The 15,079-nt window shown below is 58.8% G+C and carries 12 protein-coding genes; 4 read left to right on the forward strand and 8 right to left on the reverse strand.

The features are described from left to right. The first annotated feature begins 75 nt into the window (after positions 1-75). Genes cydD through SPI05_RS04710 form a run of 3 tightly spaced genes read left to right on the forward strand, consistent with a single transcriptional unit; the run spans position 76 to position 5,124 of the window. Positions 76-1,860 (forward strand): thiol reductant ABC exporter subunit CydD, encoded by a 1,785-nt coding sequence (gene cydD / locus SPI05_RS04700; protein ID WP_321076747.1) that lies wholly within the window; start codon positions 76-78, stop codon positions 1,858-1,860. Then, complete coding sequence (cydC, locus tag SPI05_RS04705; protein WP_321076594.1) at positions 1,857-3,803, forward strand: thiol reductant ABC exporter subunit CydC; 1,947 nt, start codon at positions 1,857-1,859, stop codon at positions 3,801-3,803. Before cydD ends, cydC begins: the two co-directional genes overlap by 4 nt. Before the next feature lie 49 nt (positions 3,804-3,852). Then, the gene (locus tag SPI05_RS04710; RefSeq protein WP_321076596.1) at positions 3,853-5,124 is read left to right on the forward strand and encodes a GAF domain-containing sensor histidine kinase; all 1,272 of its coding nucleotides are present in this window, start codon (positions 3,853-3,855) and stop codon (positions 5,122-5,124) included. A gap of 30 nt (positions 5,125-5,154) precedes the next feature. Here the strand turns inward: SPI05_RS04710 and SPI05_RS04715 are convergent, their stop codons facing one another. The 6 genes from SPI05_RS04715 to coaD are packed head-to-tail and all read right to left on the reverse strand — an operon-like array spanning position 5,155 to position 9,504. Next, positions 5,155-5,817: a response regulator gene (locus SPI05_RS04715; protein WP_295027543.1), complete on the reverse strand. Its 663-nt coding sequence runs from the start codon at positions 5,815-5,817 to the stop codon at positions 5,155-5,157. Positions 5,818-5,829: 12 nt separating this feature from the next. Then, the gene (gene mutM, locus SPI05_RS04720; protein WP_321076598.1) at positions 5,830-6,795 is read right to left on the reverse strand and encodes a bifunctional DNA-formamidopyrimidine glycosylase/DNA-(apurinic or apyrimidinic site) lyase; all 966 of its coding nucleotides are present in this window, start codon (positions 6,793-6,795) and stop codon (positions 5,830-5,832) included. Beyond that, positions 6,788-7,555 carry a ribonuclease III gene (gene rnc, locus SPI05_RS04725; protein WP_321076599.1) on the reverse strand — a complete coding sequence of 256 codons (768 nt, stop codon included), beginning with the start codon at positions 7,553-7,555 and terminating at the stop codon, positions 6,788-6,790. The genes mutM and rnc overlap by 8 nt, the downstream gene beginning before the upstream one ends. Beyond that, positions 7,552-8,193, reverse strand: a complete 642-nt coding sequence (locus tag SPI05_RS04730) for a YceD family protein (protein ID WP_321076601.1) — start codon at positions 8,191-8,193, stop codon at positions 7,552-7,554. Before SPI05_RS04730 ends, rnc begins: the two co-directional genes overlap by 4 nt. Then, positions 8,186-8,953, reverse strand: a complete 768-nt coding sequence (locus SPI05_RS04735) for a hypothetical protein (protein ID WP_321076602.1) — start codon at positions 8,951-8,953, stop codon at positions 8,186-8,188. Before SPI05_RS04735 ends, SPI05_RS04730 begins: the two co-directional genes overlap by 8 nt. An 8-nt stretch (positions 8,954-8,961) precedes the next feature. Beyond that, positions 8,962-9,504, reverse strand: coding sequence for a pantetheine-phosphate adenylyltransferase (coaD, locus tag SPI05_RS04740; protein WP_282921709.1), 543 nt, complete (start codon positions 9,502-9,504; stop codon positions 8,962-8,964). 38 nt (positions 9,505-9,542) lie between these two features. Here coaD and rsmD point away from each other — a divergent pair, with 38 nt between their 5' ends. Further along, a complete protein-coding gene (gene rsmD, locus SPI05_RS04745) occupies positions 9,543-10,109 on the forward strand; it encodes a 16S rRNA (guanine(966)-N(2))-methyltransferase RsmD (RefSeq protein ID WP_321076604.1) in 567 nt (188 codons plus the stop codon). Here rsmD and SPI05_RS04750 read toward each other — a convergent pair. Together SPI05_RS04750 and SPI05_RS04755 are read right to left on the reverse strand one after the other, a co-directional pair. Then, on the reverse strand, positions 10,075-12,510 hold the full coding sequence (locus tag SPI05_RS04750) for a tellurium resistance protein TerC (protein WP_321076606.1): 2,436 nt from the start codon (positions 12,508-12,510) through the stop codon (positions 10,075-10,077). The genes rsmD and SPI05_RS04750 overlap by 35 nt on opposite strands. 41 nt (positions 12,511-12,551) lie before the next feature. Continuing rightward, on the reverse strand, positions 12,552-15,002 hold the full coding sequence (locus SPI05_RS04755; protein WP_321076608.1) for an ATP-dependent DNA helicase RecG: 2,451 nt from the start codon (positions 15,000-15,002) through the stop codon (positions 12,552-12,554). Positions 15,003-15,079: the final 77 nt, after the last annotated feature.

Below are 15,079 nucleotides of genomic sequence, written 5' to 3' on the forward strand. Positions count from 1 at the left end.
GGCTTTTAATCCCTAGGGCTGTTCTGCTTTGTGGAGTTTTTTTCTAAAATGTGGAAAGCTGAGGGGGTGAAACCCATGGATCCTCGACTGCTAAAGTACGCTAAATCTGCGCGCGTATACATCATCTTTATCACTGTTTTTGGTTTTCTTTCGGCAGTTTTCATCATCGCTCAAGATTGGCTCATCTCTAAAGCTGCGACTCCGGTCATCATGGAACACCAGCCTTTGTCCTTCATCGTTCCGACTCTCGGCGTCTTGGTTTTAGTGCTTTTGGGCAGAGGGTTGTCCCTGCTGATTCGGCAATGGTTTGCGCACCGGGCAGCAACGGGCGCGATTCGGGAAATCCGGGAAAAAGTCCTGACACACGCCACCAAACTCGGTCCTCGCTGGCAGACCCAACACGGTCAAGACACTGTAACCACGGTCGTGCGCGCCTTGAAAGACCTCGATGCTTACTTTGTCTTTTTCCTACCTCAACTTTTACTCTCAGCGACAGTCACTCCCCTGACCCTGTTGGTGATTTTTTACCTCGACTGGATTAGCGCTCTGTTCGTGCTGGCCACCATTCCGCTCATCCCCCTGTTCATGATTCTCATCGGGATTTTGACCCAGGAATACTCCGACAAACGCTTAGCTTCCATGAAACGTATGGGAGGCCAACTGGTGGATCTCTTGGCTGGCCTGGCTACCCTGAAATCCCTGGGACGCGAGCAAGACCCAGCCAAGCAGGTGAAACGGGTCGGCTACGAATATTCCCGCTCCACCATGCAGACGTTGCGCGTAGCGTTCATGAGCGGCGGCGCCCTGGAATTCCTGACCACCCTGTGTGTGGCTCTGGTCGCGGTCGAAGTTGGGATTCGCCTGTTGAATAACCAACTCGACCTGTTCACCGGGCTGCTGGTCATCATGCTGACCCCGGAGGTCTTTAGTCCGCTACGCGAAGTTGGCAAGCAATTCCACGCCTCCTCCGACGGCGTCACCGCCGCAGAAGCCGCATTTGCCATCCTTGAGGAACCACTACCGAAAACCGGGAATCTCGCGGCTCCTGACCTCACGAAAGCCACTATCCAGTTGCGTGACGTAGGCGTGAAGGCTCGTGGTATGTGGGCCCCCGCCAGCCTCACAGCCAGCCTCGAACCAGGAAAAATTTACGCCCTGACCGGCGCCAGCGGTTCCGGAAAAACGACCACCGCCATGAGCCTTCTGGGGCTGCAAACCGTGGACCAGGGAGAGTTAACGGTGAGCGGACCTGGGGGCGACGTGCCACTACACGACATCGACCCGGCCTCGTGGTGGGAACAATGCGCCTGGGTTCCCCAAAACCCGGCTATTCTGCCCGGAACAGTGCTGGAAAACTTGGGCGAATCCGGAGAAAACCCCAGCCCCGCCCTTGCGGAAGCCAGCCGCATCACTCACTTCGATACGGTTGTGCAGGGGCTCCCAGACGGTTGGCTGACTCAACTCGGCGCCGGTGGTTTGGGCCTGTCGGTCGGTCAGCGGCAACGCTTGGCGCTGACCCGCACCCTGACCCAAAAGGCACAGTTTATCGTGCTGGACGAGCCGACCGCGCACCTGGATGCAAACCTGGAAACCCAGGTTATTGCCGGGATTAAAGCCCTGAAAACCCAAGGGAAAACGGTGGTTGTCATCGCCCACCGCCAAGCCGTGCTAAATGTCGCCGACGTGTCCATTCCGGTCGACACCAGAATCTTCACCGCTGCCGAGGCAGAACAGGAAGCCCAGGCGGCAGCCGAAGCGAAACCAAAGCCACGGGAACGCAAACGTAAACCGGATGGACGTGAGGATTTACCCCCGCTCATTTTGAACCTGGATTTCGCTGATAACGAGGTGCGCGCATGAGTAGCGACAAGTCAACTTTCCCCGTCGAGCTTATGGAATCAGCTGCGGGATTCTCCGATTCCACCATGAAAAACACCGCGTTTATTTCTCGCGAAGAGCTGCGTAACCTCCGCCTGACCTACCGGATGATGCGTTTAAATCGCACCAATATGGCGCTGGCTATCCTCCTGGGTGTCTCGACGTTAGCCTGCGCCATCGGGCTGTCGGTGGTGGCGGCATGGCTCATTGCCCGTGCCGCTCAGATTGACGCCCTGTGGATGGACTTGGCAGTCGCGGCCGTAGCCGTGCGTTTCTTTGGAATTGGCCGGGCGCTGTTTCGGTATCTTGAGCGCCTAGCGTCTCACAAGGTCGCCCTGTTGGGGGTTGCCGATTTGCGTCACACGGTTTACCGTATTCTGGCAGGTCGTCCCGCAAAAAACATCGCGGCCTTGCGGCGCGGGGAAATCCTGGCCCGTACGGGCGGCGATGTCGATTCGGTCGGAGACTTTGTGGTGAAGTCCGTCCTGCCCGGAATGGTTACGGCCATCACCGCTATCGCCACCGTTATTTTGTTCTGGTTCCTGGCTCCCCTGGCGGCACTCACGCTGCTGATCTGCCTGCTGATGGCGGGAGTGGTAGGGCCTTTGCTGACGATTCGTTCCGCCCGCATCGCTGAGCTGGCTTCGCAACAGGCCCAGATTGAGCTGACCGCCAGCGCCCAAAATCTGATGATGAATGCCAGCGAACTGGCGGTTTCCGGACGTTTGCAGGCCTCGCAAGACCACCTGAACCAGGTCGAACATGTCATTCAACGCCTGAAAGACAAGGCCGCCCGTCCCTCTGCCATCGCCGCCTTTATTGACAATATTTCGATGGGGGCAGCAGTCCTGTGCGGTTTCCTAATCGGCACTCCCCTGGTTGTTAGCGGCCAGCTGTGGGACGTGAACCTGGCGATTTTGGTGCTGGCCCCCCTGGCAGCTTTTGAAGGGACCTCCCAACTTGCCGCCGCCGCGGTACAGCTGGTGTCCTCCGGTGCTGCTGCCACCCGGCTGGTGGATTTGATGGGTGGAGCTGACTATGTCGAAGCCGCCCTGAAGCAGATTTACGCAGCAGACGCCGCCCCGACCAGCGATGCTGCCCCGGAGGTGGCAGTCAACGTGGAGGGGCAGCGCGCGAAAATCTCGCCCGTCACTGAAGTTGAGGCTCACCTCGTGGCCAAAGACCTGGAGATTGGGTGGCCCGGGGGACCGATTATTGCCAGTGGGATTGATTTGGAGCTGTGCCCCGGCAAGGCTCTGGCGATTGTAGGGCGCTCTGGAATCGGCAAATCCACGCTGCTTTACACCCTGGCAGGTTTGATTCCACCTCGAGGCGGTAGCCTTACGTTGGGAGGAATCGACATCACCGCGCTGCCGCGCCCCACCTTGAGTGAAAAAATCGTCATGACCGCGGAGGACGCCCATATTTTCGCCACCACCGCCCTTGAGAACATTCGGGTTGCGCGAGCCAATGTGGGGAGCGTGGAGGCGGAAAAGCTGCTGCAAGAGGCGGGAATGGGGCCGTGGCTCCAGGCCGCTCCGGACGGCCTGGATACCCAGCTCGGCATGGACGGGGCCGCGTTGAGCGGCGGAGAACGCCGACGCATCCTGTTAGCGCGAGCTTTAGCAACCCCGGCGCAGCTCCTCGCCCTGGACGAACCCGGCGAGCACCTGGACGGAGCTCTGGCCGACCAACTCGTGTCTGACCTGCTGGCTACCGGTAAGAGCGGGGAACGCGGCGTGCTGCTGGTCACGCATCGGCTCAGCGCCTTGGACGGTGCCGACGAAGTCATAGTTCTTGGTAAGCTGGATAGCGAAAACGAGGAGGGCGTGACCTATATCACCGCTCGCGGAACGCACGCCAGTTTGGTTGAAACCAACCCCACCTACCGTTGGAACCTAGAACAGGAGAAGAGCTACGTCTGAGCGAGTCAGCCCCAAGGTCAATAAATATTTGGGGGAAAGCCACGCTGTTTTGCGCGAAAAAATCAATGCGCTGAACTTGGAGCTCGAAACTTTGCAGCGGTGGAACCACATGAGCCAGAGCATCACCACGGCGCTGCTGGAAGATACCGATGAGGAAGAAGCGCTGTCCCTCATCGCCTCCTCCGTGCGCAGGGTTGCGGAAGCTGATACAACCTTGATTGTACTGCCCAGTTTAGGCGGAAAATACATCTGTGAAATTGCTGACGGCGAGGCTGCTGAACAGATGATTGGTTTGGAATTTCCTCCCGAAGGACGCGCCCAGTCGGTCATTCGCAACAATGTCGGCATCATCGTGGAATCTATGGAACGCGCGAACTTACTGCGGGTTCCCGAACTGTCCATTTTTGGGCCGGCTCTCTATGCCCCCATGAGCGAGCGCGGAACCGCCGGCGGGGTCATTATCCTGTTTCGTAACCCCGGCAGCCCCGAATTTACCGTCCCAGATTTGCGAGCCGCCGAGAACTTCGCGGCCCAAGCCACTTTGGCGCTGCGTCTGTCCGGCGTGCGGCAGTCCGAGGACCGCGCGGAACTGCTGGAAGAACGCCAGCGCATCGCCCGCGACCTGCACGATCTGGCTATACAACAGCTATTTGCGACCTCCCTTCACCTTGAAGCCTTAAAAGAGGACCTCAGCGATCAGGAACTCACAGCTCAAACAATTCGCACCACCCTGGATGAAGCGCTGCGTTCAGTGGGCGACTCGGTGGGGGAAATCCGCCGGATTGTCAGCGAGTTGAAAGATCAAGACACCGCGGAACCGGAGCTGTTGGGCGGATTGCGGATGGAGGCTTCGTTATCCCGCCGCTCCCTCGGATTTGCGCCGTCGCTCATTGTGCGCGTAGACGATGAAGTTTGCACCCTGGACAATATGGAACGACTGGAGGAACGGCTGCGTCGGAAGCTGCCGGATTCCCTCATTTCGGATGTTTTAGCAGTCGTGCGTGAGGGCCTGACGAACGTGGCTCGCCACGCTCACGCGACCGAGGTGCGTCTGGAAGTTGATATTTGGTTCAATCCTGAGTTGATTCCTCCCCGATGCGCCCTTACCGACGCGAGCGTACCCGCACCAACCCAGCCCAACGGACTGCTGCGAGTGGAAATTCAAGACGACGGGTGCGGGATTGATTCCAAGATTGACCATCATTCGGGCTTGGCTAATATGACCGCGCGCGCCACGATTCACCTGGGGATGATGCGCATCGGAAAACGCCCTGACGGTGCCAGCGGAACCCTTTTGACGTGGTGTATCCCACTTAATTAACTGGGAACTAAAGCCGCGTGCCGGACAGATTCATAATTCCGAACGCGGAGAGTTCTTGCGCCACTCGGCGGAACGCTGCGAAGCAACCCACGCCGCCACCTGGGTACGCCGCTGCAAACCCATTTTCGACAGCAGTGCGGTAATGTGGTTTTTCACGGTCTTTTCGGCCACGCCCAGAGTGTCTCCGATTTCTCGGTTAGACAGGCCATCGCCGATTAATCCCAAGATTTTCTTTTCAGTGGGGGTCAAGTGTTCGGTAGGGTCGCTGCGATTAGCGCTGGTGCGGGTCACCGTACGCTCATCAAGCAGGGTCCGCCCCGCCGCCACAGCCTTGATGACGTTCGTAATTTCCACGCCTGCCACGGTTTTCAACAGATAAGCGGCCGCTCCCACTTCCAGGGATTCTGCCAGCGCTTCGTCATCGTCAAAAGAGGTCAGCACAATCATGCGCGCGTTTGGTGTCAATACTCGCAGCTGGCGAATCAAATCGATGCCGGTGCCGTCGGGCAGCTGCAAGTCCACCAAAACCACGTTCGGGTTAGCCAACTCGGCCCTCGACAGGGCTTCGGCAACCGAACCAGCTTCGGCGACGACCTGCAAACCTGGAGCTCTGTCCACAATCTCGGCGATTCCACGGCGTACAATCTCGTGGTCGTCAACAATCATGACGCGAATCTCCGACAGCTCAGTCATCTTTGGTCCTTCCTAACGCTTTCGCTGGCAGCGTGGGCAGAACACGCTGGAGCGACCGTCAATAATCATCTTATCGAGCCGGGTCTCACAGCGGCGGCAACTTAGACCGCCGCGCCCGTAAACCTGCAACTCTTTCGCGAATTCACCCGGGTTACCCCAAGAATTCACGTACAGGCTGTCAAATGAAGTACCTCCGAAATGCAAAGCCTGCTCCATCACCGCCGCCACGGCACTCAGCAATTCCCGTAGTTTCCTCTCACCGAGTGACCGGCCGGGCGTAGCGGGATGTATCTGCGCAGCAAACAGGCCTTCATCTGCGTAAATATTACCAATACCGGAGATGATGCTCTGATCTAATAGCTTGGTTTTTATAGCTCGGGTACTGGCGCGAGTTTTTTTCACGAACTCCGTTGTGTCGCGGCTCGGATCCAGCACATCGCGAGCAACGTGTTCCACGCCCTGCGGCAGCAGAGGTTCCGGGGCCCCCGTTCCTCCGGGGGCACCATCCGCGGTGAGACGCAGCGGCCTGATTTCGACATGTCCAAAGGTACGTTGGTCGCAAAATACCAGGTCTTTCCCGTTGTCGAGGGTGAAGCGGAGGCGCTCATGGGTGAAGGAATGAGATTCCTTCTGACGTTGCTGGGCGGTTTTCGCTGGAGTGGCTGAGCCGGCCGAATGCTGAACTGCGCCTCCGGATTCGACCCGCAGCTGACCCGACATGCCCAGGTGTATCACGAGGGCAGGCGAACCTTCAGAAATGGGGACATCACCCGCTAAGGGAAACCACAAAAACTTTCCGCGCCGTACTGCCGCACCCAGACGCGCTCCCTCCAGGCCCGCGCGCAACCCGGCGATTCCTTCCTGCTGGTTACGCAAAGTCCGCTCATGGGTGGGGTTGCTGACGCTCAGGATCCGCGCGCCCACCACGGTTTGTTCCAGATTCCGGCGAATCGTCTCCACTTCGGGAAGTTCAGGCATCCGCCACCTGATCCCCGAAACGATCTTGCAGCGCCTCAAAAGCGGCCTCGGCAGCGCTATGTTCGGCGGATTTCTTGGAAGTGCCCTGACCTTCGCCCAGGACCTCACCGTCCAAGCGAATTTCGGCTCTGAATACACGGGCGTGATCCGGGCCGCTGCCCTGCACCGTGTACTCCGGTTCGCCCAGCGAGTTAGCGGCCGCAAACTCGCTCAGATGGGTCTTCCAATCCATTCCGACCGCCCGGCGCGGCGCGTTACGCAAGTACCGCCGCAGGTGACGCTCTATGGTGACCCGTGTCGATTCCAAACCTGAAGTGAGGTAGGACGCGCCAATCAGAGCCTCTAAAGTGTCGGACAAAATGGAGTCCTTTTCCCGGCCTCCCTGCCGGTCCTCACCGATTCCCAGCAGGACGTAATCGCCCAGGTGCAGCCGTCGCGCGACTTCTGCCAGCGGGGTTTGGCTGACGGTGGCGGCGCGCATCGGAGCTAACTCGCCCTCGGGAACATCGGGGAAGTTACGGAACAGATACTCGGTGACCACAATCTGTAACACCGCGTCCCCTAAAAATTCCAGTCTTTCATTCGTGCCGGCCGAGCCGGTTTTCCCGTGTTCGTGTGCAAAAGACCGGTGGGTCATCGCGACCACCAAAAGTTCTTTATCGACCGGCTGCCCCCAGTCGGCAAGTAAACGTTCCAAGGTGGCTCTGGGTTTACCCGATTCGCCAGTGTTGTCGGTTTTCAGGTTCGGGGACTGGTTCACGAGGCTTCGTCCCCTCCGGCTTCCTGAGCTCGCAGCTCATTGGCTAAATCCCCCAGCACGGCCCAGCGCGGATCCAAGACTTCGTGATGGTGATCGGGTGGTAAATCCGCAAACTTTTCCCCGCAATCCGGGCATAACCCCCGGCAGTCGGGGCTGCACAGCGGCAAAGTCTCCATGCCCAGCACCAGGGCATCACGTAGCACCGGCTCGAGGTCCACCTCATCGTCGGCGCTCACTTCGAGGATGTCCTCCCATTCCTCGTCACCCTCCTGGCGGGCAGCTTCGCGGGCGCCAGGAAAGAAGAACATCTGAGTCTCGTTGACTGCTACCGTCCCTGGAACCGGGTCTAAACAGCGCGAACATTGGGCATCTGTCGGTACCGCACCCCGCAGGTTGACCAAAATTCCCTCGTGCAGGGACTGCAAACTAACCTCGAAACTGCCTTCAGCCTCCCGCAGGGTCACGACTCCGTTCGTCCAGGTGTCCGGCAGCGGCAACAGGTAATCGTGCAGTTCGAGTGTCTTTCCGGGATTGCCTGGCAGGGAGGTTAAGGCAATGCGGTAGTCAGACCCGGCGTCCTGGCTGTCTAACCGAGCCGACTTTTTCCTGGCATCATGCGCTTTGGCGCCGCTAGTCATGTTTGGCCTCCGAGGTTTCCGCCTCCGGTTGGGGCAAATCATCGGGGTAAAACCGGGCGCGTTCGCTCAAGACTCGCCGGCCCGCCGCGGACTGTTCCTTTAGCTTGTCCAGAGTTTCTTCCAGCGCCGTCAGCTTTTCCTCACAATAGCGGTCAGCTCCCGCAGTCAGGTCGGTCGCCTGACGAGTCGCGGCCTCAATTATCATCTCGGCGCGTTCCTTGGCCATAACGACGATGCGTTCCTGGTTGACCAGTTCGTCAGCCCGCGCGTGAGCATCGGCTTGGATTCGTTCTGAAGTGGAATTGGCCTGCGCTAAGGCGGCTTCAGCCTCTTCTTGGGCACGAGCAATGACCGCATTAGCTCCGGCCACGATCTGGTTGGCGATGCGAATATCGGTAGGCATCGCCTCGCGGGCCGATTCCAGCAAAGAGAGAGCCTGGGCTTTATTAACCAGCACGGATGAACTCATGGGTAGGGAGCGCGCCTGGGCAATTAGGGCTTCCATCTGGGCTAATACATCCATCAGCTCCGAGCCCTTGTAATCCTGGGCGTTCAGTGCGGCCACCATTTGCTCTGAGGTTAAGGCTTCGGGCTCTACAAATTCTGCCTTGTCAGCTTGGCCCGTGGCCGTCGAATCCGAATCGGAACCGGGGGTCGCGGGGGTCGCCTGCCCAACATCGGGTTCATCTGAACTGTCCTCAGCAGTGGTAGGTAAATCCGCTGATTCCATCATTTGGTCGTCCCTGTTTTCCTCGCTCATTTTTCTCCCTAGCTGTTGTACTTGTCGAAACGGGCTGATATGACATTATTATCCCGGTTTGGGGGGCTAACTTGGTAAGCCTCATACAGAGCTTGCGCGGTATCCGCACAAACCATGGTATAGACATCAGCTCCGTAACTGGCGACTTCCTTAACCATAGAACTTGAGACGTGAATCAACGCCGGTTTGCAGCCCACAAACACGGTCGGCGGAGCCCCGATTTGGCGATTCATCTGACTCATCGGATTTTCGTAATCAAAGTCCTGGGAAGTACGCAGTCCTTTCGCAATAACGTCAATATGATGTTCTTTACAGAAATCAGCTATCAGTCCTTCCACAATTTCTACGTTGACGCGGGTATCGAGTTTCGCTTCCCGAATCGTGGTCTGAGCCAATTCGATGCGTTTATCCAACGAAAGTAGCGGGGTTTTCTTTGAATTCTCGGCAATTCCAATGACTACAACATCTGCAAAGGTCAAACATTGGCGCACCATATCGAGGTGTCCATAGGTGAACGGGTCAAAAGTTCCGGGGCAAAGCGCTTGAGTCACATATCCAGATTACCGGCAATTCGGCTAGGCTGTGGTCTGTGACACGAATTGTTGCTGGCGAAAAGGGAGGCTTGCACCTGACTGTGCCGAAGTCGGGAACCCGCCCCACTTCCGAGCGGGTGCGCGAAGCGATGTTTTCCCACCTGCTTTGTTCTGGATTCCCACAAGGTGCCGCGGTTTTGGATTTGTTCGCCGGTTCGGGAGCCCTGGGCCTGGAGGCGCTGTCTCGTGGCGGGGCAAGCGCGGTTTTTGTCGATGCCGCCCGGTCGGCAGCCAAGGTGCTGCGTGCGAACATAGATACCCTGCACTATCGGGATTGCTCCCGTGTCGTGGTGAAAGATGCCGCCAAGTACGTTTCTGAACTGAAACCCACGGATTGTTTTGACCTCATTTTCTTGGACCCCCCTTATGCTTTAGCGCCTTACGTGCTTTCAGAGATTCTGGCAGGCCTGACCGCGCACTTCAGCCCGGAGGGGGTCATGGTACTGGAGACATCAAAAAAGTTTCCTACCCCTGAGATTCCTTCGGGACTGCAAGCCGATGGCACGAAGAACTACGGGGATACCCTGGTCACTTATTTGCAGAAGGCTCGGGACTGCGGTTGAGTTGGATGGCTCGCTGTGCAATCACAGCACTCAGAGCTGGCAGTACCAGATAGATAGCTTCCTTCACAATCATCATCCCGGAATCGTTGATAGGCACAGCCACCGCCATGCCCAACAAAATACCCAAAGCCACGATGCGCAGGGCAGGCAGGTCAGTGAGCTGATCCCAGGTGGACACCCACCACGGCCAGGACACTTGGCGGCGTTTTACCATCACCATAGCCACCACTAGCGCCACTACTACCAGCGCTAATAGAATGACGACCCCGAGGTTGTTTTCAAAAGAACGCAGCACATCACGGACCTTTCCGGCAATCAACTCCTGACTTTCACTGCTGCCCAGATTCGACCAAAAGTTCCCGATATGACTGTCTGAACCGCGGGAGAACCAGCCGATAGCCCCCATCACCCCTAGTGTGAGCACCACCCAGACACCGGCGTGCCACCAGCGCGGTCGTACTCCAGCAGCCATCAAGGCGACTATCCCAAAGGCCAGAATAATTCCCGGAGGTCCCCCGAAGTCCGCACCCCAACCGGGCAATGCATCAATCAAGAGGACTGCGACACCGAGCCCCGCGGTGACCCAGGCGGCCCAGCGTTGGCCCCAGAAACGTTGCAGGACCGGCAGTAATGCCAGGAGAGCCCCGATAATGAGAATGATGTAGGTCCGGTTAGAAATGCCGTAGTAGCGCCGCGAACTGAGGACCAGGGAACCCATAAATCCGTTGCGTTGATGGGCGGACCCCAGGACAATGTCCAGCGCCAAAATAAAGAATGAAATCCCTGCCAGAATAGACACCGCGTGAGGACTACGCCACAGAATACCCACCAAAGCCGCCGCAATCACCGCAGTCAAGGCCAGGGCTACCGCGATTGCTCCAACCGTAGAGTCGGTACCGGGCAAGTTCCACCACGGAATCCAGTTCAGAATCAGCGCTGCCGGTAGCATCGCAAAGGCAATAAGACCCAGGAGACGTACCACCCACCAGCTGTTTGCTAAACGCCGCGAGCCACGCGATGCAAAAGCCCAGATTATCAGCGCCCCAATCGCCAGGTAAGACAGCAGATGAAAGACCTGGTACCACCGTGAGTTGGCGCGCAGGGCTGAACTGGCGTGACGCTGCTGCTCGGTAATCACGGAACAAGCCTCGGCCACGCTAGCGACCGGGTTAACTTTCAGCTCAGGAAGGGTGATATTCGCCGGGGAGACCAGCTTGGGATCCAGGTATGTGCGCGCGTTCAACACTAAACCGCGTACGTCGGCAAGAGTTGCTAAGCCGGCGGCGTGAGTCGTGGAAGTGTAGAGAACACCAGCGCCAGCAGTCCCAGCGTCGGAAGCTGCGGCAGACTCCCCGCCCGTCAGCGCCAACCCGGGAGTCTGCGCTGCCAGCAGCTGCAGGGATCTGGCACCTTCAAAATCCCCCAAAGAAGCGATAATGACCGGACGAGGGTGCGCCGCGCTCTGATTTGCGCTCAGGATGGCGGACAGCTGCTGTAGGGACAGGGTCTTTGCCGTGTCGTAGGTGTTCTGATTCAGCACAGCGGTGTCAACCGTATCCAAATCCACCACAACATCGCTGGGAGCGGCGGCGAGAAGGCTCTGCCACACAGATTCCAAAGATGTCCGGTTCTTTAAGGTCTTGCCTAGCGGCGAGGTGGACTGTTGGGCTTTGGCGGCAAGTGCGGCTCTGGCCCCAGCCCCGGTACGCTCGTTATAGAGGGAATCGAGCGTGGAAGGATTGATTCGCACCATTTCGGGGACGACCGGCAAGGGCAGCCAGTGGGCGACCTGACCGCGGCGATTCGCCAGCGGTATTCCTGCATTTCGTCCGACCGCCCAAGCATCCGTCGCAAAAATCCCGCGAGTGGGCCAGGTAATGTTTTCGGTGCGGCCTTTAAACTGGGCATAGGTGACAGCTGCAGCATTTGGCAAGGGCGTGGCGGCGGCAGGTTCGACCTGAACCGGTGTCTGCACGGCCGTGCCATCGCCCTTCACCAGCTTCATCCCCAAGCATTGCGACCCTACAGTTTTAGCCAACCGGCGCCCTTCTTCGTCGGCAACATCGCCGCGAGCCCGCAGCTGCATCCATCCTTCGGTGGGGCAGGTATAAATCCGAAATGACCGCGTGCTCAGTGCTGAAAACGTAAACGGAACCAGCATTTCCCCCAGCTGATTGCCCTGTAAATCGAGGTCGCTGGGCTTCAGACCGCTCATCCCCAAAAACAGCACGCCGGGGGCGTCCGGGGAAGGTGCCACGGCATTGACACCCTGCGTCCACAGGCCAGGAACGGCCAGCGTCCCGCGGGCAGCGGCAGGTATCGCACTGGCTTGGGGAAGGGCCGCCAGCGTCACCGTCAGCATCGCGATAAACGCTCCCAGACGCCGCCACCATGAACACACAGAGGGAATTTTACCAAGTTTAAACACGCCAGCTGTACTCCCTAGGACTTCGTGAGATTCTGAGCCCCTTCCCCCAGGTCAAACACCAACCGAGCCAACTCCGGGTGTGCACTGAGCTGGGGATCTTCCGCCACCACCGTGGCAGCTGCGGCTTTGGCGGCCGCAATGACTTCCGCGTCACTAACCAAGGAAAGCACCTTTAGCCGGGAACGGCGGCCCGACTGGCTTTGACCCAGGACATCGCCCTCCCGGCGGATTCTCAAATCAGCTTCAGCCAGCGCGAACCCGTCCCGGCTCGCTGCAAAAGCCAGCAGGCGCGCCAGGGCCGGAGCCAGCGCCCCCTCCCCCGCTTGTGCCATCAAATCCGCCAGATTGTCCGAAACGGGCGGGAAATCTAGGGGGGCAATGGCGAGGCAAACGCCGGGACGCGAACCGCGGCCAATCCGCCCTCGCAGCTGGTGCAGCTGTGAAATCCCGTAACGGTCGGCATCCAAGATAATCATCATGGAGGCTTCGGGCACGTCCATACCGACTTCCACAACCGTGGTGGACACCAGCAGCGGGGTGCGACCCGTAGCAAAGTCCGCCACGGCCTGTTGTTTGGCACCGGAATCCAGGTTGGAATGTGCCACCCCAATCGGAATATCTCTAAATACGGGCAGTTCAGCCAGTTGTGACGCAGTCTGGGTGACGGTGTGCAGGACCCGGCCGGGCTCCAGCTCTTCGAGTTCTCCAAACCCGGCTAAATCATCGCCCCAGCTGGTTTTCGCGGCGGTCTTTCGCTTTTTCCGCCCGGTTTCCGGAGGGTTCTGGAGAGCAGCAGAGTCGGCAGAGTCCAGTTCAGAGGCGTCCGGCGCAATCTTGGGGCAAAGCACATAGACTCGCCCTCCCCGTTCGATTTCTTCCGCGGCCCGGCTCCAGGCACGCGTGACCCACCGCACATTTGCTTCGTTGACCAGGAACGTCTGGACCTCCGCGCGTCCCTCGGGCAGCTGGCGCAACACGGAAACATCCAAGTCCCCAAACACCGTCATGGCTACGGTTCGCGGTATCGGCGTAGCGGTCATGGTCAAGAAATGTGGGGCTCTCTCCCCTTTCGCCAGCAGAGCTCCGCGCTGTTCCACCCCGAAACGGTGCTGCTCATCAACCACAACCAGGGCCAGGCGAGACAAATGCAGCGACTCAGTCAGCAGAGCCTGGGTTCCCACCACCAGCATCGGCTCACCGACCGCCCCCCGGTCAGCAATTTCTCGTTTCTCCGGCGCGGATGTTGAACCGGTCAGCAAACGTAGCGGGACACTATCCGTACCGGGCTGTGCCCCCGATAGCTCGCCCAGAGGATCCGCCAGTGCCCCCAACAACCGATTCAGGGTCTGAAAATGCTGGTGGGCGAGGACTTCTGTGGGAGCCATGAAAGCGGCTTGAAAACCGTTTTGTACCGCGGCGACACACGCCAAAGCCGAAACCACGGTCTTGCCCGACCCCACCTCTCCCTGCAACAGCCGATTCATCGGGACTTCGCGGGCAATGTCCCCCGCGATTTCATTCCATACCTGGCACTGCCCGGCAGTGAGCTGGAAAGGCAACCCCGCCACGACTTGTGAAACCAGGTCGCCAGGTTCCCCGCACTCACCCGTACTCGATGCGGAAGCGTCCCGAGAAACCGGCAAGGACCAGGCCGGATGGGCTTGGACCTGGTTGCGGGCTTTGGCCAGAGCCGCGCCCAGCGTAAATGCCTCACGGAACCGCAGATAATCCACTGCGGCCTGGTATTGGGCATCGGTTTCCGGGTGGTGCAAGCCGAGCAAAGCTGTGTACGCGTCAGGGAGGTTCCTCTCGCGGCGCAGCGAGTCGGGGATGGCTTCGGGTATCTCCGCGGGGTTTAGCATCAGCAGCTGAGTGTCAATAATTTTCCCGATTTTCCACGAGGGCAGACCCGCGGTGGCATGATAGAGCGGCTGAGGTCGGGTTGAGAGGGTTTTCACGACTTCCGGGTCATAATCGGCCAGCACCCGGTATTCCGGATGAGCCAAGAAGGCTTCACTGGCCCGGCTGCCCGGTTTACCCGAAAGTCGCCCGGCAAAAACCGCTAAAGTCCCCTTTTCCAGGCGATTTGCGTGCATGTTTAAGGCGTTGGGGTGTTTCGCAAAGAAACGCACGGTCAGGCGGTTGGGCCTCTTTCCCCACAAGTCCGGACGGAATCCTCCCTCGTCGAAAGCGTCCGTTTCCAGCTGGTCCTGCAGGGTTACCGTGAGCATGGCTTTGTCGTGGCGGCGAGTCCAGCCCAGACGCGAATCCATCACCACCGCAAAAACGGTGACATCCGCCCCGGGGATTAGCGAGTCAAAACGGGTCAGTTCTCCCCATCGATAGGTTCGCCGCGGCGGGTACCACAGCAAATCACCCAAGGTCAATACCCCCAGGTGAGCGAACTTGGAGACTACGGATTTCGCCTTAACTATCCGCTCCAGAGGGGTCTGCAAGTTCACCATGGTTTCACCTTATCAGGGAGCCTCTCACCGAAAATTCGGAAGTGTTGGAAAAGCGGAGGTCATCGCGGGGACACACC

The organism is Mobiluncus sp., assembly GCF_034180645.1.
Lineage (GTDB): Bacteria > Actinomycetota > Actinomycetes > Actinomycetales > Actinomycetaceae > Mobiluncus.

What these genes read in the sequence shown, in the direction of transcription:
- cydD (WP_321076747.1), top strand. Translation starts at nt 76, where the DNA reads ATGGATCCTCGACTGCTAAAGTACGCTAAATCTGCGCGCGTATACATC.
- cydC (WP_321076594.1), top strand. Translation starts at nt 1,857, where the DNA reads ATGAGTAGCGACAAGTCAACTTTCCCCGTCGAGCTTATGGAATCAGCT.
- SPI05_RS04715 (WP_295027543.1), bottom strand. Translation starts at nt 5,817, where the DNA reads ATGACTGAGCTGTCGGAGATTCGCGTCATGATTGTTGACGACCACGAG.
- mutM (WP_321076598.1), bottom strand. Translation starts at nt 6,795, where the DNA reads ATGCCTGAACTTCCCGAAGTGGAGACGATTCGCCGGAATCTGGAACAA.
- SPI05_RS04730 (WP_321076601.1), bottom strand. Translation starts at nt 8,193, where the DNA reads ATGACTAGCGGCGCCAAAGCGCATGATGCCAGGAAAAAGTCGGCTCGG.
- SPI05_RS04735 (WP_321076602.1), bottom strand. Translation starts at nt 8,953, where the DNA reads ATGAGCGAGGAAAACAGGGACGACCAAATGATGGAATCAGCGGATTTA.
- SPI05_RS04755 (WP_321076608.1), bottom strand. Translation starts at nt 15,002, where the DNA reads ATGGTGAACTTGCAGACCCCTCTGGAGCGGATAGTTAAGGCGAAATCC.